General features: G+C 44.2%; 27 protein-coding genes. 3 read left to right on the forward strand and 24 right to left on the reverse strand.

Annotation, left to right across the window (positions count from 1 at the left end):
- Positions 1–38 precede the first annotated feature (38 nt).
- The 3 genes from EOK75_RS17105 (at position 39) to EOK75_RS17115 (ending at position 1,990) form a co-directional block, all read left to right on the forward strand.
- Positions 39–1,115: an NAD(P)/FAD-dependent oxidoreductase gene (locus EOK75_RS17105; protein ID WP_137195226.1), complete on the forward strand. Its 1,077-nt coding sequence runs from the start codon at positions 39–41 to the stop codon at positions 1,113–1,115.
- A gap of 115 nt (positions 1,116–1,230) precedes the next feature.
- Positions 1,231–1,569, forward strand: a complete 339-nt coding sequence (locus EOK75_RS17110) for a carboxymuconolactone decarboxylase family protein (protein ID WP_137195227.1) — start codon at positions 1,231–1,233, stop codon at positions 1,567–1,569.
- A 100-nt stretch (positions 1,570–1,669) separates the two neighbouring features.
- Positions 1,670–1,990 (forward strand): GH25 family lysozyme, encoded by a 321-nt coding sequence (locus EOK75_RS17115; RefSeq protein ID WP_338053355.1) that lies wholly within the window; start codon positions 1,670–1,672, stop codon positions 1,988–1,990.
- Between the two features lie 13 nt (positions 1,991–2,003).
- On the opposite strand, the gene EOK75_RS17120 is transcribed toward EOK75_RS17115, so the two are convergent.
- The 24 genes from EOK75_RS17120 to EOK75_RS17235 all read right to left on the reverse strand — a co-directional run bounded on the left by EOK75_RS17120 (position 2,004) and on the right by EOK75_RS17235 (position 21,392).
- Complete coding sequence (locus tag EOK75_RS17120) at positions 2,004–2,357, reverse strand: DUF1353 domain-containing protein (protein ID WP_137195229.1); 354 nt, start codon at positions 2,355–2,357, stop codon at positions 2,004–2,006.
- A 748-nt stretch (positions 2,358–3,105) separates the two neighbouring features.
- Positions 3,106–3,429 (reverse strand): hypothetical protein, encoded by a 324-nt coding sequence (locus tag EOK75_RS17125; protein WP_137195230.1) that lies wholly within the window; start codon positions 3,427–3,429, stop codon positions 3,106–3,108.
- Between the two features lie 268 nt (positions 3,430–3,697).
- A complete protein-coding gene (locus tag EOK75_RS17130) occupies positions 3,698–6,994 on the reverse strand; it encodes a phage tail protein (protein ID WP_168199281.1) in 3,297 nt (1,098 codons plus the stop codon).
- Between the two features lie 47 nt (positions 6,995–7,041).
- Positions 7,042–7,602 carry a hypothetical protein gene (locus EOK75_RS17135; protein WP_137195232.1) on the reverse strand — a complete coding sequence of 187 codons (561 nt, stop codon included), beginning with the start codon at positions 7,600–7,602 and terminating at the stop codon, positions 7,042–7,044.
- Entirely contained in the window at positions 7,602–8,210 is a 609-nt protein-coding gene (locus EOK75_RS17140; RefSeq protein WP_137195233.1) for a hypothetical protein, read from the reverse strand. The genes EOK75_RS17135 and EOK75_RS17140 overlap by 1 nt, the downstream gene beginning before the upstream one ends.
- Position 8,211: 1 nt before the next feature.
- Positions 8,212–10,494 (reverse strand): hypothetical protein, encoded by a 2,283-nt coding sequence (locus EOK75_RS17145; protein WP_137195234.1) that lies wholly within the window; start codon positions 10,492–10,494, stop codon positions 8,212–8,214.
- Between the two features lie 2 nt (positions 10,495–10,496).
- A complete protein-coding gene (locus EOK75_RS17150; protein WP_137195235.1) occupies positions 10,497–10,967 on the reverse strand; it encodes an HK97-gp10 family putative phage morphogenesis protein in 471 nt (156 codons plus the stop codon).
- Between the two features lie 36 nt (positions 10,968–11,003).
- Entirely contained in the window at positions 11,004–11,360 is a 357-nt protein-coding gene (locus tag EOK75_RS17155; RefSeq protein ID WP_168199282.1) for a hypothetical protein, read from the reverse strand.
- Between the two features lie 35 nt (positions 11,361–11,395).
- Complete coding sequence (locus EOK75_RS17160; protein WP_137195237.1) at positions 11,396–11,728, reverse strand: hypothetical protein; 333 nt, start codon at positions 11,726–11,728, stop codon at positions 11,396–11,398.
- 35 nt (positions 11,729–11,763) lie between these two features.
- A complete protein-coding gene (locus EOK75_RS17165; protein ID WP_137195238.1) occupies positions 11,764–11,997 on the reverse strand; it encodes a hypothetical protein in 234 nt (77 codons plus the stop codon).
- Positions 11,998–12,027: 30 nt separating this feature from the next.
- A complete protein-coding gene (locus EOK75_RS17170) occupies positions 12,028–12,423 on the reverse strand; it encodes a hypothetical protein (protein ID WP_137195239.1) in 396 nt (131 codons plus the stop codon).
- Positions 12,420–12,728 carry a hypothetical protein gene (locus tag EOK75_RS17175; RefSeq protein ID WP_137195240.1) on the reverse strand — a complete coding sequence of 103 codons (309 nt, stop codon included), beginning with the start codon at positions 12,726–12,728 and terminating at the stop codon, positions 12,420–12,422. The genes EOK75_RS17170 and EOK75_RS17175 overlap by 4 nt, the downstream gene beginning before the upstream one ends.
- A 68-nt stretch (positions 12,729–12,796) precedes the next feature.
- The gene (locus EOK75_RS21455) at positions 12,797–14,113 is read right to left on the reverse strand and encodes a BspA family leucine-rich repeat surface protein (protein ID WP_240794079.1); all 1,317 of its coding nucleotides are present in this window, start codon (positions 14,111–14,113) and stop codon (positions 12,797–12,799) included.
- Positions 14,110–14,514: a hypothetical protein gene (locus tag EOK75_RS17185; RefSeq protein ID WP_137195241.1), complete on the reverse strand. Its 405-nt coding sequence runs from the start codon at positions 14,512–14,514 to the stop codon at positions 14,110–14,112. Before EOK75_RS17185 ends, EOK75_RS21455 begins: the two co-directional genes overlap by 4 nt.
- A gap of 11 nt (positions 14,515–14,525) precedes the next feature.
- The gene (locus EOK75_RS17190; RefSeq protein ID WP_137195242.1) at positions 14,526–15,038 is read right to left on the reverse strand and encodes a hypothetical protein; all 513 of its coding nucleotides are present in this window, start codon (positions 15,036–15,038) and stop codon (positions 14,526–14,528) included.
- A complete protein-coding gene (locus EOK75_RS17195; RefSeq protein ID WP_137195243.1) occupies positions 15,028–15,270 on the reverse strand; it encodes a hypothetical protein in 243 nt (80 codons plus the stop codon). The genes EOK75_RS17190 and EOK75_RS17195 overlap by 11 nt, the downstream gene beginning before the upstream one ends.
- An 11-nt stretch (positions 15,271–15,281) precedes the next feature.
- Complete coding sequence (locus tag EOK75_RS17200) at positions 15,282–16,400, reverse strand: hypothetical protein (RefSeq protein ID WP_137195244.1); 1,119 nt, start codon at positions 16,398–16,400, stop codon at positions 15,282–15,284.
- Positions 16,397–18,058, reverse strand: a complete 1,662-nt coding sequence (locus EOK75_RS17205) for a hypothetical protein (protein ID WP_137195245.1) — start codon at positions 18,056–18,058, stop codon at positions 16,397–16,399. Before EOK75_RS17205 ends, EOK75_RS17200 begins: the two co-directional genes overlap by 4 nt.
- Positions 18,055–18,345 (reverse strand): hypothetical protein, encoded by a 291-nt coding sequence (locus EOK75_RS17210; RefSeq protein ID WP_137195246.1) that lies wholly within the window; start codon positions 18,343–18,345, stop codon positions 18,055–18,057. Before EOK75_RS17210 ends, EOK75_RS17205 begins: the two co-directional genes overlap by 4 nt.
- A 104-nt stretch (positions 18,346–18,449) precedes the next feature.
- Complete coding sequence (locus EOK75_RS17215) at positions 18,450–18,917, reverse strand: phage tail tube protein (RefSeq protein WP_137195247.1); 468 nt, start codon at positions 18,915–18,917, stop codon at positions 18,450–18,452.
- A gap of 59 nt (positions 18,918–18,976) precedes the next feature.
- The gene (locus EOK75_RS17220) at positions 18,977–19,351 is read right to left on the reverse strand and encodes a hypothetical protein (RefSeq protein WP_137195248.1); all 375 of its coding nucleotides are present in this window, start codon (positions 19,349–19,351) and stop codon (positions 18,977–18,979) included.
- Entirely contained in the window at positions 19,348–19,680 is a 333-nt protein-coding gene (locus EOK75_RS17225; protein WP_137195249.1) for a hypothetical protein, read from the reverse strand. Before EOK75_RS17225 ends, EOK75_RS17220 begins: the two co-directional genes overlap by 4 nt.
- Entirely contained in the window at positions 19,677–20,231 is a 555-nt protein-coding gene (locus tag EOK75_RS17230) for a head-tail connector protein (RefSeq protein WP_168199283.1), read from the reverse strand. The genes EOK75_RS17225 and EOK75_RS17230 overlap by 4 nt, the downstream gene beginning before the upstream one ends.
- Positions 20,232–20,294: 63 nt before the next feature.
- Complete coding sequence (locus EOK75_RS17235) at positions 20,295–21,392, reverse strand: phage major capsid protein (protein WP_137195251.1); 1,098 nt, start codon at positions 21,390–21,392, stop codon at positions 20,295–20,297.
- Positions 21,393–21,400: the final 8 nt, after the last annotated feature.

Below are 21,400 nucleotides of genomic sequence, written 5' to 3' on the forward strand. Positions count from 1 at the left end.
GGCTTTTCTTGTTGGCATAGCCATGTCAGGGTCACCCCATGGAATACGATTTTTTGATCATAGGCGGCGGCATCGCCGGAATTTCTTGTGCAGCCAGATTGGCGGGCCGAGGCACGATTTTGGTGTTGGAGGCCGAGGACGCCTTGGCGCATCATGCCTCTGGCAGATCCGCAGCCCTCTATGAGCCGCGCTACGGCTTGGCCCCTGTGGTTGCGCTCTCACTCGCCTCGGGGACTTATTTCCACGAAACCAAGGATGTGCTGGCCCCGCGTGGGATGATGATCGTCGGCAAGGCCGAAGAGCGCGCCGCGTTTGAGGCCGATGCCACAAGCATGGACCTGTCGCCGGTGTCCTTTGACGCGGCGCAGGCGATTGTCCCGATCCTGAACCCCGAAACGGTGGCCCATGTGGCTGTGGCCGATCACGCGTGGGATATCGATACCGACCTTTTGCTGCAAGGTTTCGCCCGTGAGGCCCGCACCGCCGGGGCGCAGATCCTGACCAAAGCGCCTGTGACCGCGATTGCGCGGGACGGTGCCGGTTGGCGTGTCACCTCTGCCAAGGGCGATTTCACGGCGCGGATTTTGATCAACGCCTCTGGCCCTTGGGCCGATGTGGTGGCGGGCATGGCGGGGGTTAACCCCTTGGGCTTTACCCCGCTGCGCCGGTCCATGGCGCGCATCCCGGCCCCCGGCGGCCATGATGTCAGCCGCTGGCCGATGATCTTTGGCGCGGGGGAAACATGGTACTCCAAGCCCGATGCCGGCGCGCTGATCGTCTCACCGGCCGAGGAAGAGCCGAGCGTGCCGCATGATGCCTTTGCCGATGACATGGTCCTGGCCGAGGGCCTCGCGCGGTATGAGGAAATGGTGACAGAACCTGTCACCCGCCTTTTGGCGAATTGGGCGGGCCTGCGCACATTTGCGCCCGACCGCGTGCCCGTCATCGGTTTTGACGCCAATGTGCCGGGGTTTTTCTGGCTTGCGGGCCAAGGGGGTTACGGGTTCCAATCAGCCCCCGCCGCCTCCCAGTTGGCTGCCGATTTGCTTACTGGCACCCCCAGCGAAATCGACCGGGACATCATCACCTCGCTCCGGCCCGGCCGCTTTAGCTGACGGCCGCAAAACACACTCCGGCGATAGTCATATTCGAATTTTGACATGCATCAAGGCGTCGCGCATCCCCCTGTGCGACGCCTGCGCCATTGAAACATCTACCGGAGCCTAAAGCATGGATTGGAAATCGAAAAACGCCGAGATGCGTGATCATCTGCGGGTGATGAATAAAGCTATCCCCGAGGTAACAAAGGGCTTTGGTGCCTTGTCCAAAGCGGCGAAAGAGGCGAAAGTTCTTGACGTCAAAACGCTGGAATTCGTGGCCCTCGGGATTGCGATTGCGGACCGTTGCGAGGCCTGCATCGGGCTCCACGTCGAAGCACTAGCCAAAGCCGGCGGCACGCGGGAGGAATTGGGCGATGTGCTGGGCATGGCCGTGCAAATGGGTGGCGGGCCATCCCTGATGTATGCGGCCAAGGCGCTGGCGGCATGGGATGATCTCACGGACGACTGATCACCGATTGCAGGTGACAAGAGGCAAACCGGCTGTCAGATTGGCGGCCGGTTTCCTTATGGGCAGGTGAGACGTGCGGATATTCTTGGGCACAGTGATATTGACCCTGTTCTTGGCCGCTTGCGGGGGTGGGCAGCCCACACCGACGACCGGCTTCACCGCAAACTCCGCCCGTTTTGGTGATGCCGATCCGCATGACTGGGACGGACGCGCCCCTGAAACCTATGCCGTGCATGGGATCGATGCCTCACGCTGGCAGGGACAGATCGACTGGCCAAAGGCAAAAGCCAACGGGGTATCCTTTGCGTTTTTCAAAGCGACAGAGGGCGGCGATCTTGTTGACCCTGTGTTTGACACTTACTGGCGCAGCGCGGGCCGTGCCGGGGTGCCGCGCGGGGCCTATCACTATTTATTATTATGACCAATTGTAAACCCTACCGGAACTTGAAGAACGACACCGCCAGAACCATTATAAACCGTTTGAACTTGCTCACCTTATCGGCGCGAAGTGCTTCACTGAAGACCCCACCAGCCGTGACGCGATCCCACTTGAGTATCTCCAGCGTGTAGTCGTGTAGGCAAGCTGCCTTCAAAACTCTCTTGTCCGTAGGGTCTACAAACCAACGACCGTACCAAGGCACACTCACATCAAACCTGTAGCCAACGGGAATTTCAATTATTAAACCGGAACCAAGCTTGCCGACTTCCCAAGTAATGGGCTTGATTGTAAGATAGGAATAATCACCGTCTGGCGTGTACCAGCTATTAAGATCAGTGTATTGTGACATTTATCCTCCTAGATCATGCTGGCTAGATCGTCTATCGCCTTGAGAACAAACCCCGGAGTGTCCTCTGTATCACAACCATAACTGTCAGTCGGTCCACTCGCGAACCTGACCGGACCCATCTTCGTCTGAATTGAAGTGTTGGAGTTCCTATGAATACCAATGGGAAGATTAACACCATTTGTACCATCGACTAAGCGTCTGCGTCTATTACCACTTAATACAAACCAATTGGTTGGCGAAATTGTTCCCATGCTCAATGGACCCTGAATAGTCATGACGGGTCTATTATTTGACCAAGTAACATCTGAGTTTTCATCATATGCTATTGCGCCAACATAATCCAAACCAAGTGGAACTAGATGAGCGGGCTTAAAGACGCCAATCTGTGTGGTTGCTTGTGATCTGGACCACATTCTTGCGTGTGAGTATCCTCTGTCATAAAAGACTAGATCATCAAGTATTACTCTAAATGCAAGCACTGCATAATCAGCGGTTGGGTCTCCATCAAAAACACCAGTTGTAATATTATACTCGTAGTTTCCTATGCGAGGATACCGCTCATATTGAGTAGCGCCCGACAATCTAGCACATTCATTGGATGAATCATGCGCATAATATGATTGTACTGTGTTGGAGTTGTAATAGATAGGAGAACCAGTTAATGACACAACCCGCTCTAAAACTAGAGTAGGATCATTTGAATCATATATTAATCTTCCTGTTGAATCGAATGTTTGAACGCCGTAACTCATGATGGAATACTCGAAAAGAACATAACATTGAAGTTTCTAGACCAAGTACCATCATTGAGATTACCAATGCCGCCGTCAGACCACGAGAACACTTTAGTTGTGTTGTTGAATACCATTCTTGGAACAAGTGCTGCAAATGTACCGCCCGATGTTCCTATTTGAGATGCAAAAAAGAAACCTTCGTCAGCATCATATTCGGAAACTGTTACACTTCCACTCCAAGCCCTGCACTCAAGAACTCTAACCATTCTTGCGGTTTGCATTTCCTCAAGCGTTCCATTCTCCAATCCTATGCTGCGGATTTGTGTGCCGTAGCTCATATCCTCACTCTCCTTCGGTGGGACTATAAGATGATATACGGAGAGTATTAGCTTCAAAAATCCCGCCCGAACACGTTGGACAAAAGACCAAAGGTACGTGAAGCTGTTTTTGAAGTGACACATCAAGCCACAATTGTCCTGTTTTCCACTCATTCGGTGCTACTCCATCTGCTATGTTTGTAGCTTCTGCGTAGCCGCAACTATCACAATTAACTACAGTTGAATTTTCGTCTTTAAAAACATGTATCGCCATTTCTTTTCCTATCTTTTAACTTAAGTTACCCATTCTCATCCGAATTACGTTAGATGCATCATAAACAAGTACTTTGTCGCTGTGTATTTCCATTCTTGCGCCCGAAGTTGCAGTTCTCAATATTCCGATAGTTGCACTTATTGCAGACAATTCACTTACATCAATCTTCGCCGCAGTAACTGAATTTGCATCCAGTTTGTCAGTCGTGACGGATTCAGCATCTAGATGAGTTGCCTTCACGGTACCGTCGAGAATAATATTATCCGCCGATATTCTGGCAAGGGAGAGATCAAGTCCGCCACTTGAGTAAGATGCTAGTTCAAGTTCAGCGCCAGCAGTACCAGCCTTTGTTTTAAGCATAATACTAGATTCAAGAGTGCCGTTTATATCTGCAACAGCCTTTTGTGTTATGCCCGAAGTAGAGTGGGTTTCCACTGCTTCAAAGGACATACTATGCAGACGTATTTTGTTGTATTTGTATCCATCACCGCCGCCAGATGCTGAATAGAAATGGGCAACAATTTTATCATCACCTCCGAGTGTCCAACCTGACGGACGCTCAAAGATACAAGTGATTTCCTTTACAACCCCAATATCATTATTAACACCTTCGTCTCGTAGATATTTATGCTGATAAGGAATACTGTCTCCACTTTGCCAAGCCACGGACATTCTCGCGCCGCCCCACTCACCCGCAAGTAGTTCTGCACGGCAAGTCATAACAACAGTTTCAGTTTCACTTGCTAACAGATTGGTATTTCCACGTTCACTGCTTCGCGTGTATATTGTTGGTCTAATTGTAGTTGGAGGGTCCGCTGTTTCGAGTAGTACACAATTATCGCCAATATCAGATGCAATATATCCTGCACTACCTTCATTAGTTAGAAATGTGTATGATTCAGGCGCAGCAGCTTTGTCTGACCAGATTGCAAACTGAGGGTTATAACTGACGGGTCCGCCAAATATTCTAGCCGCAACTTCACGGCTATATTGGGCAGCAGAAGCGGCATCTTCAGCATCAGATACGGCGGCAGCTACATTAGATTCAGTAATGGAAGCATTTGACGCGCTTGTTGCAGCCGCGATTGCGCTGTTGGATGCTTGAAGTGCAAATTCCTCTGCATCAAGTGCGCCTTGGCTCCCGTCAATTACGTCTTGTAGTCCTGCGCCAAGATTAGACCAAGTTATTGTTCCCTCGGAAATGTCACCAGACTTAATACCAAGTGCTAATGATGGAACCATTATACTTGATGCCATTGCACCAATGACAGAATCCTTGCCTATAACATCAATCCAGAAATAATGATCATCAACCGCAACAGGAGCAATAATAATGCTGTTCGAAGTTGTTGTTCCTACCTTTAGGGCAAATGCTCTATTATCAGCTTCCCATTGATATACATCATACCGAAGTGCAAGTTCAGGATTTGGATCTGTCCAGTTCAGTGTAACACTGTTCATGCCCGCAGTCGCAGTTGCGCCCACGAGTGGAACAATCTGTGGCATTGCATTTAGCAATATTACCGAACCAGTTGACAGTCGACCAGATGCACTCTCTGATTTAACCAAGAAGTAATAATCCAGACCGGCATTTAGTTCTGCGGGAATATCAAAGTAATTGGTGCGAGTTTCCCCAATGGAAATAAATTCGGAACTTGCTTCGCGGTAATAGATCAAGAACCTACGAGTCGTATCATCCTCGGGAATATCCCATGACAACCAACCATTACTTAAATCGCCCACACGCGAGCCTGAGTTCCAAGCAAGAGTTGTTACGTTAGGAACACCGGAAGGTAGTGTAATTTTAGGATTAGTTATTACATCGTCAGATACATTATAAGCAAGAGTTTCAAAGCTAAACCGAGTTGCAGTTATTTTTACTGTCAAATTAGTTGTAATTGCTATTTCTTGTATTCTAAAGATTTCATTTTCAATGCCAAGAGCATCACTTGAGATCTCGATTAGATCGCCTTGCTCGTGGATCATTGCATGTCTGTCTAGTTCCAATGAAAGTGTCATTTGTTGTCTAGAGTTTCTGACAAGTTCCTCTGCCTTCGCAATAGCACTTCGTCTATGTGTAGCACCTTGGATGAAGTAGCTTGCTTCATTCTCGATATAGTTATCATCAGCAAGATATGACATGTGTTGTGCAGAGCCATATGCAGGATAAGATGCACTGTCAGTGACAAAATCCTGTTCTTCGTTAAGAAATTTAACTGTTGCTCTATTAAACTTGTCTGAGACACCTGCCCAAGCTAGTTCGATATTCTCATTAATAATATCCACATCTGTGTACTGAGCAGTAATCAAACCATCCTGCTCTGTTATGTCTGTTGGATAATCAAGAATTAGCTTATACTTGCCTTCGGACCAAATAAGTTCAGACTGCGACATTGTTTCAAGCAAACGCTCAATATTATCACGTCTTGTCTCATTTGTATCAATCGTAATATTACATTCATACAACCGGATATGGCGTCTTACAATTGGAACAATATCATTCTCGGGCAATGGTCTAACACCATTTACTCTGCCCTTAACATCAACAAATGTGTCAACAATTGTGTCGCAGATTTCAGCGGCATCATAGAATGATTTGAGATGTATTTCAGTTTGATTATAGCCACACCCACCATATTTCTTGTCTCTTATCAAATAATCCAAAAGGCAAAGAGATGGGTTATTACTATATACTTTCGTTGCTGAAAGAGTATAATTATTTCCGTCACGTTCGACTGAATATACTCTGTTTCCTCTAATGAATGCTTGAACATCAGGCACTGCACTATAGTTTGGATCATTTCTGTTAAGCGCAAACATGCCAGACATATAAGCCATGTTGGTGAATAGGTTGGTAGCTGGCACACCTGCATCTGTTGCAGTAGGACTTGCAACACCACCAGACAACGAAAAGTCGAGACAATGATTAAACTTATCGTCGTCCCAGTTTAGACCATCAACTTCAACATCAATGATTCCGTCAATCCCGCCAAAACAGAATGCTTGTTGGACCCAAAGAAACTTTGGAGTTCTGTCCTCGTGATAATCATTGTCAAGTCCGACTCTAAATCTTTGGTCTCCAGCAGGTATTTCTAATAGATCAACCGTCTTTGTGGAATCGTGATAAGTTCTAACACCACCAACTTTTTGATTGCCATACACAAGCGGAAGATGAACAGGTTCTCCATCAATGGTAAGAAGGAAGCCACGGCGTTTTTCAGCCTCTTCTTCCATCTTCTTCATTAATTTGTTCATACGACCATATTGCCATAATGCACTGCCTATCGCCATTCCGACTGCTAGATATGCCAAAGTATATTCCTCTTCTGTATTGTATTATATTGTATATTTATTAAACTCTAGCTCTTGCCCCAATTAACATCAAAGGAACCGCCGCCCTCAAGAACTTGGTCAAAACAAGTATCAATTGCGCTGAATGATCTAATTCCGTCTCTTGTCGTGAACAAAGTAGACTTTGCGTCTAACGAAGATAATGGGGCAGAACATTCAATGCTAAAGATCTGTGAACTGTCAGTTATTTCCTTCTTTGCATTTGATACTGTTCCTGAATAAACATGGTTCATATCTGCAATACCAGTCAAAGGAACTTCATTTATCGTGAAACCCATCTGAATTGTCACGGGCAAGTGGATGATGCCATTTTCAATCTCGGCAGACATAACAGGATCTAATCCAGACAAACGCAGTCGATAAGTCTGGCGATCAACAACAGTTGTTGCTCTCGGTGCCTCAAACTCAATTATTGTATCTTCTGATCTGTATAGGTTTCCGTTCCAGTTAAGATCATATGGCAATGTTGTAAAATAATAGTTTGCGTTGAATTGGAAATGAACAATGAAGAAAAACCCCACATTGTCCTGAGTTAATGTTGCGAGTAATTCTGTGCTATTTGTTTTCATTATAGACTTTCTATTATCTTAATCGAACCGGGATTTGACATAATCCCATCCGAGAATACAATTCCTTGCCCGCTTGTCATGTCGAGTTTGTAACTAATTTCACAATCATCACCAAATTGGACAATAGTATTTATGCTTACAGGTGCTACGAGGTTCGGGAAGATCTTCAATTGGATATTGTTGGTTCCATTACCAAACGAAAGCGCACTAGTGACGGAATAAACCTTTGAATGATTTGCAAAAGTAATAAATGTACCGACAGGAATAGTTGCAGTTCCAGTTTGTGAACTAGATTTAACCAAAATAATATCATCGCCCGGTACTGCGGCAGTACCCACCTGTAGATCTCCATTAAAACTGTACTTCGACAGTACACCCGTAAGTTGAGGCATAATCATTTTCTTGCGGTCGAAGAAGTCCCATGTATGTGCGGCAAATACTTCGCCTTCATCGTCGTTCATTAGAACAGAAAATGTTAATTCCCACCTTTGTGCAGGAGTTAATAGAGTTGATTGCTTGAGCGACATTGTTTCCACGTGAAATGCAACTCGCCTTGAAACAATGCTTAGTGGTGCTAATATTTTACTTCCGTTATAGTAATATGCCATCTTATCTAGTTCCTCCAGATTCGTGATTGTAGTCATTGATGCCACGAGCCAATTCAGGCATCATATTGTAGATTTCTTTTTTGGTTTGGCGGCTAACGTCGCCTGTAATATTAAGATTAAATACTTGTTGACCACCGCCAAATGCTTTTCCTACTTCAGAAACAGGAACAACAACTTCGCCCGGTGTTAGCATTGCAGGAACTGAATCCTGACCAAGTTTGGAATATGGTGTGTGTGGAACTTCGCCACCATCGGACATGAATAGAGCGCCAAAGAATGAACCAATTCCGCCTCCACCGCCAAGTGCTCCCATAATGCCTGACAAACCGTCACTTATAAGTGAACCAAAGTTTTTAAATATGTCGCCAAATCCAGCACCACCAGCACCACCAAGTGCGCCAGTTAATCCGTCACTTACCGTTTTGCCAAATCCCTCAAACAATTCATCTAGACCTAAGCCGCCAAGAAGAGTTTCAGTTAAACTAGAAGTGAAACTGTCCAGAATACGAGACGTAATGTCGTCCATTGTACTAAGTGCAAACTCTTTCCAGTCGCCAGTCTTAAGTGCAGTTGATAGTGCAGTGCCAAGTGAGGAAATAAATGTATCGCTTACTTCCTCTGTTACCTCATCTGGATCGGAACTTGATCCGCCACCACCTGATCCGCCAGTTCCACCAACACCACTGCCACCAACATCGCCCTTTCCGTTGTCTTCGCTACTTCCACCGTACGGAACTTCGGCAGCCGTGGTTGGTGGCATAATTGCTGAAGTTAAACCAACACCCGTGGTTTGACCAAGCCATGGAGTTAAACCGGGATTTTCTCCTGCATTGTTAGATGATGCTATTGAATTGTATGTTGCTTTTCCGATATCAACGCCGGGAGCCATATTAAGCGTGTCAATTATCGCATTGACACCATCTGTCAGTTTTTCCATGACGTAGTTTACAGCGCCAATAAGAACATTCTTGAATGCATCAGCCGCAGCAGTAAGTCCCCAAGTCATTTGTTCTTTGGCGTTAACAGCAATCCACGAAACCGCGTCACCGAATGTGCGCTGAAAGAAGTCCGCAACTGTACTAAATGCGTTCTTCATGTTCTCTGCAAACCCGCCAAAATCTAGACTAAACAAGTCGGAGATTGCGGCATATATGCTTGTCCAATACTCAATAGATGTCTTGATTGCATCAATTACTATTTTGATAGCGTCTACTAATGCACCACCAAGCCAACCCGCTACTTGAGCGATAATTGACCCAAATGATTGTAGCCAAGAGAACACGGTTGCTATTCCGTTCTTGAAACTTTCAATCCAACCAGCAGCATCCGCGACAGATACATTGAATAGCGAAGCCAAAGTATTAGTTACCGATGCCATTATAGCATCCCAGTTATTGGTTACATAAACTAGTCCCGCTATTGCAGCGGCTATTCCTGCTATTGCAGCCGTTACTGGTAATGAAACCAATGTGAGGGAGGCACCGACAACAAATAATGCACCCGCCAATGCCGCCAATCCTGCAATCGCTTTTATTATAACTGGATTGTCCGCAGAGAATTGACTAATTGCGTCCATTGCGCTAGTTATGAGTGGCAATACATATCCGATAACATTGGTCATAACATTTTTAAATATTGTGCCAACGAGGTTCATGGCGTCATTAAATGCTGCTGATGCCAGTGCGGCAGATTCTGAAATAGTCAAAAGCCCCTTTGATGATTCATCTAGACCAGAGGTATCGAGTTTTCTATCTGCAAACTCTTTGCCCAATAGTCTAACGGCAATTGCAGATCTAACACCTTCATCCTCAATGCCCGCCAGACCATCAACAATAGCGCGAAAGCGATCCTCGGGTTTCATCCGATCTAGATCTTCGAATGTTGTGCCGATCATCGCGAGATCATTTACAGCTTGCTTTGATCCATCGCCCGCAGATTCCATTGCTTTGTTAACTTTAACCATAGCCTTGGATAATGAGCCACTTGATAAGCCAGCTTGTTGCAATCCAAATTCAAGTTTCTGGAAGGCGTCAAATGCAATGCCAGCACCCGCAGCATTCTTAATCATTTCATCTGCATTTGCGGCAAGTGCTTTTACTGCCCCAACAGAAACGATGCCCGCAAGTGCTACCGCAACACCTTTAAATGCCTTTGCAGCATCGGCACTGTGTTTCTTTGTATTATCTGCATATTTCTTGGTTTGCTTATTGGCGCTGTCTAGACCTGTTTTTAATTTAGCAATATCTATTCCAAGTGCTATAGCTAGTGAGGCAATTGTCGCCATTTTTATTTACCCTTCATTCTTTTCTTGTGAAGTTGTTTCGCTTTTTTCTCGATTGCCGGACCCAATGTTCTACCGAAGTTGTTAATCATCTCCTCGGCATTCATATCCAATGCATTTCTTAGAGTTGCGGAACCTGACATTTCAGTTGTCCCAAATTCCACGGCTAACGCTTGATGCCACAAGGAAGGTGCGCCAGACCAAGTCCAACCCACCCTTCCAACTAGGACCATATTTTCGTGGAAATGCTCGGAAGCTAACATTTTCTTCGTCGGCTTACCTATTCTGATCTTGGTGGATGCAGCTAATTGCCCCGAGTCTCTTGGCGTGGTTGTTTCAATTATAGATTTAATTGGATCAACAGCCGCACGGACAGCAGGTCTAAGTGCCTGCACACCAGCTTTAGGACCGTACTCATCACCTAATGCGAGTAGGGCTTGTTCTAGTTCAGCCATGCCTGTTAATTTCATTTCCATTCGATTCGGTTCCCTTCCTTATTCTATTTATTCTTTTTACAATTTCGCTTTTATCCACGCGGGCATGTCGCCACCAAGCGAGTTGATTGCGTTAGTTGCCATGGAGTTTTGCTTAATTATTTTTCGGGATGCCGCGCCACGTCCCAAACTTTCAGCTTCGGATATGATTGGGAAGATCTCGTGGAATTTACTAAATGGAGTTGCTTTGAATCTTTTACCGAGTGCTGTTGCTCTCAGTATTTCAGCTATTTCATTGAACTTCGCTAATTGATAATACACATTGCGTTGTTCGCCATACGGACCCCAAAGACCCATTTGCATAGCAGTGTAGAGGTGGCGCAAGTCCTCAATGTCAAGGTTATCAACAGTCTCAAGTGGACTGCCATTAGCCAATAACAATGTTCGGACTTGCGTGTACCAATCTTCGGTTAGTTTTTTTTATCTGCGCTTCCCGGTACGAGTGCATCTTTGATTGCATTTGCAAATGCATTAAATTCCTCGACGGATAGGCTTTCGATGCTTTCAAATGTTTCAAATTCTTCAAACGACTCTCCAGTTGCATCACATGCAAGAGCAAACAGTTTCATTGTTAGATCTTGGGACACCTTTTCGCTGGCAAGGTCCTTTTTAGTTAATGAAGAATGTGCTTTGGCGATTGCCTTTGATTCCGCAATTGAAAGCGCACGAATGTAAAATCCTTCTATTGAAGTTTCTATTACATTCTTTTTCGGCATAAATTTTCTGATTGAAGTCTTAGTCATATCTGTTCCTTTTTTATATTATCTTGTCTGTTCTTTTACCAAGAACCTCTTTTTATTGCTTGTATGTAAAATTCATCTATGAATTGTTTTGCCACGGTAATAGCATCATTGACATCTTCGCCATTGATAACCAATTCTTTTGCTAGGTTAAATGCCATCATCTTTTGGTTATCATATGAGTACCAGAACTCTTGTTCCTCCTCAGGTCTACCAAACTGTGTTCTTTGGATCATGTCTTGTAATTGCGTATCTGTGATCTTTGTGTTCATATCCTTTCCTTTCTGTTCTATATATTTATACTATGGATAAAGTTTCGTAACTGTATTCCATAATGGGTGGCACTTGTGGGTCACTAGAATATATGAATGATCTTCAATTAATTCTTCCTCAATTGAGATTTTCCACGGTCCATAACTATAGAAACCAATTTTTCTATTCTGTGTAAAACCAGTAGATTCTAGTCTTGCAGGAATCCGATCATTATCTTCGGTGTAATACCATTTTGATCCATCAAGTGTGCAGTTTCTCACCTTGTCATAGGTACCGAAAACCTCGCTATTGGCGGTCGTCATAATGGTGAAGTTTTCCACTACTGGCATGAACTTGCCTTCGAGCATTCCGAATAAATTATTGAATGTGAAAATCAACAACCAAATAAAAATGAGGGCAAACTTGTAACTAAATAGAGTTTTCATTTATCTAATAATCCTAATACTATCTTTCGAATAATGTCCTTTAAAAATGCCGCGTCACCAGTTATAGCAACAATTGATCTCATGATATTTTCCGCACTAAGCGCAATGAGTATTGCAATTGGAATATTCCAAGCTGCTGATAATGATAAAAGAGCTACAACAGGTCCGAATAATAGAATGCCTGCTGACACAGCAACAATAATTGAAACTATTGCAGCAAAGAATGTTTTATCTTTATGTGAGATAACTCGTACCAACGAAGCCGCGAGTACGAGTATCAAAATGTCTACAGGATATCCTAGCAATGCATCTCTCTCTTATTATTATTTTGATCCACTTGGATATTATAAGTATATTTATACTATAAGAGATTTCACACTGGGCATGTTCCCCACACAGGCTTGTTGCCAGAAGTCAGGGCGGAATCTACGCTAAACCAACTTGGTTCTGTGTATATATATGGCACACACCATCCACTAATATCTTGGTTGAAAGCTGACGCCCCCCAGAACATCATACTCATATTGCCAACGCTTGAGGTATCCCATCCGCCAATGTCTTGGTTGAAAGCAATTGCATTGCCAAACATGATGCCCATGTCGCTAACACTTGATGTATCCCATCCGCCAATGTCTTGGTTGAAAGCACTTGCGCCGCTGAACATGATGCCCATGTCGCTAACACTTGATGTATCCCATCCGCCAATGTCTTGGTTGAAAGCATCTGCGCCTTGGAACATGCGTTGCATGTTGGTGACACTTGAGGTATCCCACAATGCAAGATCAGGATCATTAATAGTAGAGGTCCAGAATGCTAGAGCTAAACTAGTAACTGGACTTGTTGTATATAGCCCGTCATTAGGAACAAAAGTTGCTCCATAATTAGTTACTGCATCACTCCACCAAGAGGTATAAAATGGATTAGTTGCTGTATTTCTCATTGGAAAATACGTAGGAGTTCCAATAACAACTGTGGCGGGGCATGTTCCCCACACAGGCAGGTTGCCAGAAGTCAGGGCAGAACCTGTACTAAAGTTCGTTGGCTCAGTACTAATATTAGATACACACCATCCACTAATATCTTGATTGAAAACTGTTGCGCCGTCGAACATGTAAATCATGTAATTAACGTTTGAAACGTCCCATCCGCCAATGTCTTGGTTGAAAGCACTTGCGCCGCTGAACATGTAACTCATGTCGCTAACACTTGATGTATCCCATCCACCAATATCTTGGTTGAAAGCTGGCGCCCGCCAGAACATCGTACTCATATTGCCAACGCTTGAGGTATCCCATCCGCCAATGTCTTGGTTGAAAGCATCTGCGCCTTGGAACATATTTCTCATGTCCGTGACGCTAGATGTATCCCATCCGCCAATGTCTTGGTTGAAAACACTTGCGCTGCGGAACATGCGATACATGTTAGTGACGCTTGAGGTATCCCACAACGCAAGATCAGGATCATTAATAGTAGAGGTCCAGAATGCTAGAGCTAAACTAGTAACTGGACTTGTTGTATATAATCCGTCATTAGGAACAAAAGTTGCACCATAATTAGTTACTGCATCATTCCACCAAGTTGAAAAAAATGGATTAGTTGCGGTATTTCTCATTGGAAAATACATAGAAGTTTCAACAACCGATGCCACTTTCCTCCTGATACTCATTAATTTGAATGTTGATGATATCATGCCATTGATCTTCCTGCTTGGAAACCAAACCAAGTTGTTCCGCCATTGACAGTCATAAATGTGTAAATGTCAGTGCTGGCGGAAGCAATATCTGTCGGCGCTTCACCTTCATCCCATTTAACACTAGCAGGAAATGTTATTGTATGAGTGCCACCGCCTGTAAGAATTAATGTAACAGAACAGACTTCAGGAGCCACAGGAGCACCCGTGAATGTAAATGTGGTATTGCCCGAGGTTGTGAGCGTGTAAGCATCTCTTGCGCCTGCATCGACTGACGGAGTGGTACCAGTTAATACAGCAGAGGTTGTGTACTTGATTATGTTAGCGGAATCGCCCGTGTCACCTGTGTCTCCTTTTGCGCCCTTATATCCATTGCTTAATAGTGTACTTTGTCTAGCCATTTTTATTCTCCTTAAACTTTAATTGAAGCAGCGGCGACAAACAAAGCATCAACTTGTTCTGGCGTGTATCCAAGAAACCAAGCAAGCTCGTCCATCATCTGTGAAGTTCTTTCCCATTCAGTTGAGGATAAAATAGCTACTCGCATTGCAAATGGAGTTGTCGGATCGGCAAGTATTAACTCGACTTGCTCCCATGCAGTTTCGCCAAGTGCCAATTTCCCCTGTAATGGTGTGCACTTCATTTCTGATCTGCGTTGCACTAGGTCCGCTTCTAGTTCCTCATTGGTCTTAGTTCTGACGTTCCACGTTTGTATCCATTCGCCGCCTATGGATACCACCGCGCCCAATTCGACCACCTCTCCTTCGGCAGCACTCGGTCGCGGGGCGATACTCACACTGAATACATCGAAGTTATTCAACAATGTATCGCTTGGGTTCTTGGGAAATGAAGTCGAGGGATTGTCTCTGAACAACTTTGCAAGATTATATTGTACTGGTTGACCGTCTATTACTTTAATTATCATCTAGTTGCTCCCTTTGTGTCTTTAGTACTTGCAGCATAATCTTTGCCTTCTTTTGTTCGATAATTGTAGATTTAAGCATACTACTTAGATGATGTTCATAATCTCTAAGATCAGGATCGCGTCTTGCTAGAGGCAGTGACATGTCGTAAGTATCTATAGCAAACTGATATTGATCAATTTCTGCTTGTCTTGAGTTAATTGAGTTCTCGATATATTCTTTTCTAGTATTCATCTGATTTCCTTTTAATAATATCCGAAGTCGCAGTCATATACCGCTGCTGAAATCCTTGGTTCCAATGGTGCAACTGGTTCGGCTAATCTAGTTCCATATCCAGTATCTCTATCAAATTGATAAACGGCTATGTATGGCTCTTTGTTAGTAGTTGCGACAATCATATTTGCATCTGCATTTATCGCCACGCAGTTTGTGCCGCCATACATTCTAGATGATGCTGCGCCATATGGAGTGCCAAATCCGGTTGCATAATCAAATGGAGCGCCATACATATAGTCGCCAACAGCGGTTGCATATAAAACTATGCCATGTTTTGAAACCGCAAGTCCCCGAGCTGATTGGTTGGTATCAGGATAAAGACTTGTGTATTTAGTTCCCCATCCACCTGCCAAGGACCATTTATATGCACCCACTTTTTCGAAGGTTGCATCGCCAAATCCAGTATAAACAACAACATCGCCTTCAGGCAGTGACATCATTTGTACATTAGAACCGGATGCTTCTGGCGGGATAAGCGGGTCTGGATATGCAGCACCAAATCCTGTTACTGGATTCCATTCAAATGCTCGTATCCAAGGAGATTCATTTAATCTTATGATAACGGCTTGTCCGCTTGGATCAAAACATACCGCGCGGCAGGTTGAGGTTAAATTAGTTGATGAAGTATCATGGGGAGCGCCTACAACATGAGCGGCACTTATGGGGAAACTAGATACTCTGCTTCCAAGGTTTCGAGCAATTAGAAATGCGTCATTGTTTGGAGAGAACTTAAATCCATATCCATGTGAAGTGCCGTATTGACTTCCCGAAGGCTGAGTACCGTCATGAAGTAATGCACCAAAACCCGTGGGACCCCAGTCATAAACAAAGGCTCCTCTGGCTGATAGGCTGGCACCAACCATTGTTTGATCAGGAGAGAACATAGCATTCCCACCAAGCGCGGAATATCCGGGTGTTGTTAATGGATCTGCAAACTTAGTTCCAAAGCCATTAATCGGGTCCATTTTGTAGACGGATATTGGTGCATTTTCGCCATCATCTCTAAATGTAAATGCTGCACATTCGCCCGTGAAATTGGATTTAGCTTTGGTTCCGCCTGATGCTCTTAGTTTGGATGCTAATGTCATGAACCATCTCCCACCAATGCTCCATATACAGTTCCGCCAACATTCCAGATGGAAATAACTGTGTAGAGTGTAGTTGATAGTTCAGGCGCAAGTGCGCCATTATTAACCCAAGTGATTGCAGACCAAGTAATAGTATTATCTGTGTCCGCGTAGATCATTAGCGTTATGGATTCACCAGAGTTCAGTGAAATAGTTGGTGTACTGTCTGCGGTTAGCGTCCAAGTTTGGATTGTGCCATCTGTTATGCTAATAGTTGGAGTTGTTCCGGTAATAGTATGAACTGTTTCGGACAAGCCTTTGATTGCCAAAGTACCAGTCATAGTTCCACCAGTTGTTAGCAATGCATCATCTGAAGCATCTTCGCCTTTAGGACCTACAGATGAATATACTTGCCAAGTGGAACCGTCATAAACAAAGTCAACACGCGAGTCACGAACATCAAGAATCAAGTCCTCGACCAATCCCTCAATAGTTGAACCATTACGAGCAACAGTTAAATTATTGGTATCCCAATCGCCTGCATCTGCAACAACAAGCATGTCACCAAGTGAAGGAGATAATGGAAGTGTTATTGTGAAAGATGAAAGTGATGTATCCGCTAGAATGGCGTCATTTGATGCTGCCGTGTATGCAGACGTTTGTTTAAACCAGACAAGTCCAGAACCACCAGTAGATATTCCGGGATCGCCTTTAGGACCAGTATCGCCAGTCTCGCCTTTGTCGCCTTTATCTCCCTTAGGACCCGGCACAATGGAATCTGCACCAGTATCGCCTGTGGCACCAGTATCACCCTTGGGACCAATCTCGCCTTGATCGCCTGTGTCGCCTTTAGGACCCGGCACCACGGAATCTGCACCAGTATCGCCTGTGTCGCCCTTCAGTCCGGTTAGACCAATCTCGCCTTGATCTCCCTTGTCGCCCTTTAGTCCAGTTAAACCAGTATCTCCTGTGTCGCCCTTGTCGCCTTTAGGACCCGGTATAATGGAATCTGCGCCAGTATCGCCTGTGTCGCCCTTGTCGCCTTTATCACCCTTGGGACCAGTATCTCCTGTGGCACCAGTATCACCCTTAGGACCTTCAACTGTGGAATCTGCACCAGTATCGCCCTTTGGACCAGTATCGCCTGTGTCGCCTTTAGGACCCGGTATAATGGAATCTGCACCAGTATCGCCCTTTGGACCAGTATCTCCTGTATCGCCTTTAGGACCCGGCACAACGGAATCCGCGCCAGTATCACCTTTAGGACCAGTATCGCCTGTATCTCCCTTAGGACCAGTATCGCCTGTATCTCCCTTTTCTCCCTTAAGTGACGCTATCCATTCAGCTTCGGAACCTACAAATCCACCATAAACAGCAAGCTCATAAGCAGACTCACCATCATTGCCCGGAAGAATGCCAGAACCACCAGCAAGATAAAATTCATCGAGTATTGCTTGTGCTGCGGTTGCAGAGTTGGCAGATGATTGTGCGCTTGCGCTTGCAGCATTCAGAACAGGTGCAATAGGAAGCATTAATAGTTCAACTGAATGTCTGCCTTGTTCTATAAATGATATGCTGGGACGAGTGCCTTGTTCTGTAATAGAAATATTGGAATGACTGTCTTGCTCTGAAATAGAAATATCAGAACGTCCTGCATTGTCCGAAATTCTAATTGTCATGTACGAGTAACTCCCTTTAGTACTTCGACATAAAAGGTGTCAGTAGCCACAACGATGCCGCCCGCCGTGTATCTAATGTCACAAGAGAGCGAACCTGTAGGAAAGCCGCTAGTGTCTGTCGCGGAAATTTCATATGTTCCCACTGTTAAATCTATTGGTGTAATGACGAGTGTTTGGTAAAAACCATTTCCCAAAAGAGCAGCCTCAATAACTGTTCCTGAAATATCTCCACTATCGTCCTCAACAGACCACGAAAGTGTCTCACCCTGTTTAATTTTAAGTGTCATTCAATGCTCCTGTCTTATTATAATTCTATTTATGCTTTTTTGAATTTCACATGAAAAAAGGGCGCTCCGAAGAACGCCCCTGATTAGATAATAGTTGGATTTAATTAAGGTGCATCAATCCAAGTAACGGCACCAGATCTAGCGATGGAAATATCCATTTGGATTCTGTCGTCACGTGGTTGGGAAACGTCAGCCGTAGCAACGTATCCGTCAAAGACACAATAAGTTTCATTAGTATCTTGGCTGAACTTGATAATGAAAGTGTGTTCAGTCTTACCAGAGTCGTCTCTCAATGACTTGTGGATAACATTATCGTTATTCAAAGTAACATTAAAAGTAAACTCGCCCGGATCAGCTTGTCCAGGCAGTTTGCCCATAACATCATCACCATAAACTGGAATGTCTATAACTGTTCTTGCCTTAGACAATGTACCCATATCAGCAACGTCTTTAACATTGTTGATTGTTACTGCACCAGCAGCAACAGTAGTTGCATCTTTAGTTGTCATAACGGTTTCAACGTAATATAGAGTTGCGATAAAACCAGCTGCTCTGCCTGTAATTCCTGCCATTTGTAAAAATCTCCCTTTAGGATTGTTATTATTGTTATTTATGCTTTTTTGGTTTTCACTTAATCAAGAACATTAAGTGTAATAGTTGTTCTGTGTATTGTTTCCAGACTATCATCATATCCGTCTAGAATGTTTGTAATGGTTATTTTGCTAATACTTGAGTCACCTAGAGAACCATTCAATCCCTGAAACTTTGCTACAACCAAACCCTTTAATTCTTGCAGTTCGGAATATTTTTTCGAGTAAATTGTTACCGTAAATTCAGTTGTTCTTAGTCCCCATGAGTCCTTGTAATAGAGTTGGCGCAAACCATTTCTGACGGAATAGATTGCAGCAGGTAGTGAATAATCTTTTCCCAAAGCAGGTCTAACAGTGACCGTTGGAAGAGTTGAGACTAGTTCATCCGCGAAGTTTTGAATTAGTTTTGCTGTCATTCTTGTTCCAATCTATCAATTAGGAACATCAATTCAGCGCGATCAGTTAAACGAGAATCAACTGCAATCACTTCAAAGATTGAACTGGAAACACCCGGCATAGTGAGGCGAGTTCCATTTACTACAGTTGCGGTAAGAGGATTTTTCCGAACATACAGATACTGACGGTCGCCACTTACTGAAATATTGCCCTGTAATGAATCCTTGAAGCTGACAGTTGCGGGGCGTCCTCCGGTATTGAAAGACTCCTCATAAGTGTATTCAACTTCGTGATAACTATTAGTTGTTCCTGTTCTTGCAAGGAAGGATACCTTAATTGGATACTTCATAGCTCAACCCGCCTTTCAGATGCCAATAGGCGATCAACAGTTATCGCCGCCTTTCTGGCTTTTGCATCTGTGGACTCGGTACGAACTTCAAATAATTCTGCCGCAACCATAAGAATTGCATGACGGATTACTTGCGGAACAACTTTCATTTCAGAATAATATTGAATACAAATTGGATTCTGAAAGTCTTTGCTTATAATAGGTGGCATTGAAAAAAGTATTCGAGCATGAACAGATGTTGAATCAACAAGATATTGTGCTTTGTCTAAAGTTTGCAAAGTATTATCTTCATCGTAGTATTTAACTGAAATAATATCGACATTCTTAGTATCAAATGTATTGATATTGAAGCTTGGAATATTAAGTTCAAATTTGGACGAAGATATTTGTTTTCCGATATGTTTACTTACATAATCAGTTGCAGTTAACAAAAGAGTTGCTAGTTCCAAGTCATAAGACGAGTCACCAAATAATTGAAGTTGCATCTTGAGATCTGAAACGGAAACAGGAGTACTGAATGCACTTTGGATTAAGTTTGTTGTTTGTGTCATGTCCATCCCTCCTAAAATGAGGGGCGAGAATTAACCCGCCCCAGTTGTCTGGTTGGTTCCAGATTATGTTTTCATTTTTAGAGTTTTTAGAGCATCAGTGTGAAGCTGCTTCATGCCGGAGCGCAGGCTAGCGTAGTAGCTGTAATGACCCGGCTTGGTTTCAACATAACGACCAACAGTAGCGGAGCCACGGTTAGCTATGATAAGACCCTTTTGGAAGTCACCGTAAGCAGCAACGACTTTAGTTGAAGCAGGAGCAGCCATATAAGCAGACTCATAAACAGGCGCGCCAAACAGACGGAATGTGCCGATTTGAGCGTCGAATACAAGATCACCACCAGTAGAAGATTGGCTAAGAGTTCTCAATTGTGCCATTGCGCCAGTAGAAACAACGAATGCACCGTTTGCACGATACTGTGGAGCTACTGAGAACATCAGGCTTGCGAAGTCTGCAAGTGCAAGATTAGTTGCATGAGCAGCAGTTACGCCAGAGATTGCTTCAACAATAGTGACGTGGCTTTGTGCTTCAACGGAAGCGATCTCATCAAGCATATCTTGTGCCCAATAAGCATCGAAACCTATAATGTCGTCACTAGTTTCGATAGCAACATTGGAAAGAGCGTCGATAGTCTCAACCATAACAGTTACTTCGGTTACAGCAGCGGTACCAGCGTCAGTCAAGTTACGAACAGCAGCAGATTTTGCAGCGCCGTGAGCACCAGTACGGACAGGAATAGTGATTGCTTTGGAGTTTGTTTCCAAGTTCTTAGCAAGAGCACGGAAAGGGTTGGAAGCAAACAAGCTGCCTTCAAGACCAAGCGTATCGGTTGGAGCACCAGTTACGTTTGTAGTTTGGTTAATAGCTTTCAAGAATACTTCAGTTTCGGCTTTGCCTGTTTCTGCGAAATTCTTTTCAAATATTTCGTGGATATTCATTTTTGGATCTTCCTTTTTAATATTAGTTTGGGCTGGCAAAGCATTAAGTTTCGCTTCAAGTGCTTCGAGTTCGGTTTTAAAAGATTTAAGTTCAGTGGAATCGACTTCAATCTTTAGCGAAAGAGTCTCGAAGTCACTTTTAAGAACAGTGGTTTCGAGCTTTGCATCTACAGAAGATTTGATCTCAGTTAGTGTTTCTTGAATTTCTTTATTAATATCGTCCATTATTGGCT

It is taken from the genome of Pseudorhodobacter turbinis (genome assembly GCF_005234135.1).
Taxonomy (GTDB): domain Bacteria; phylum Pseudomonadota; class Alphaproteobacteria; order Rhodobacterales; family Rhodobacteraceae; genus Pseudorhodobacter; species Pseudorhodobacter turbinis.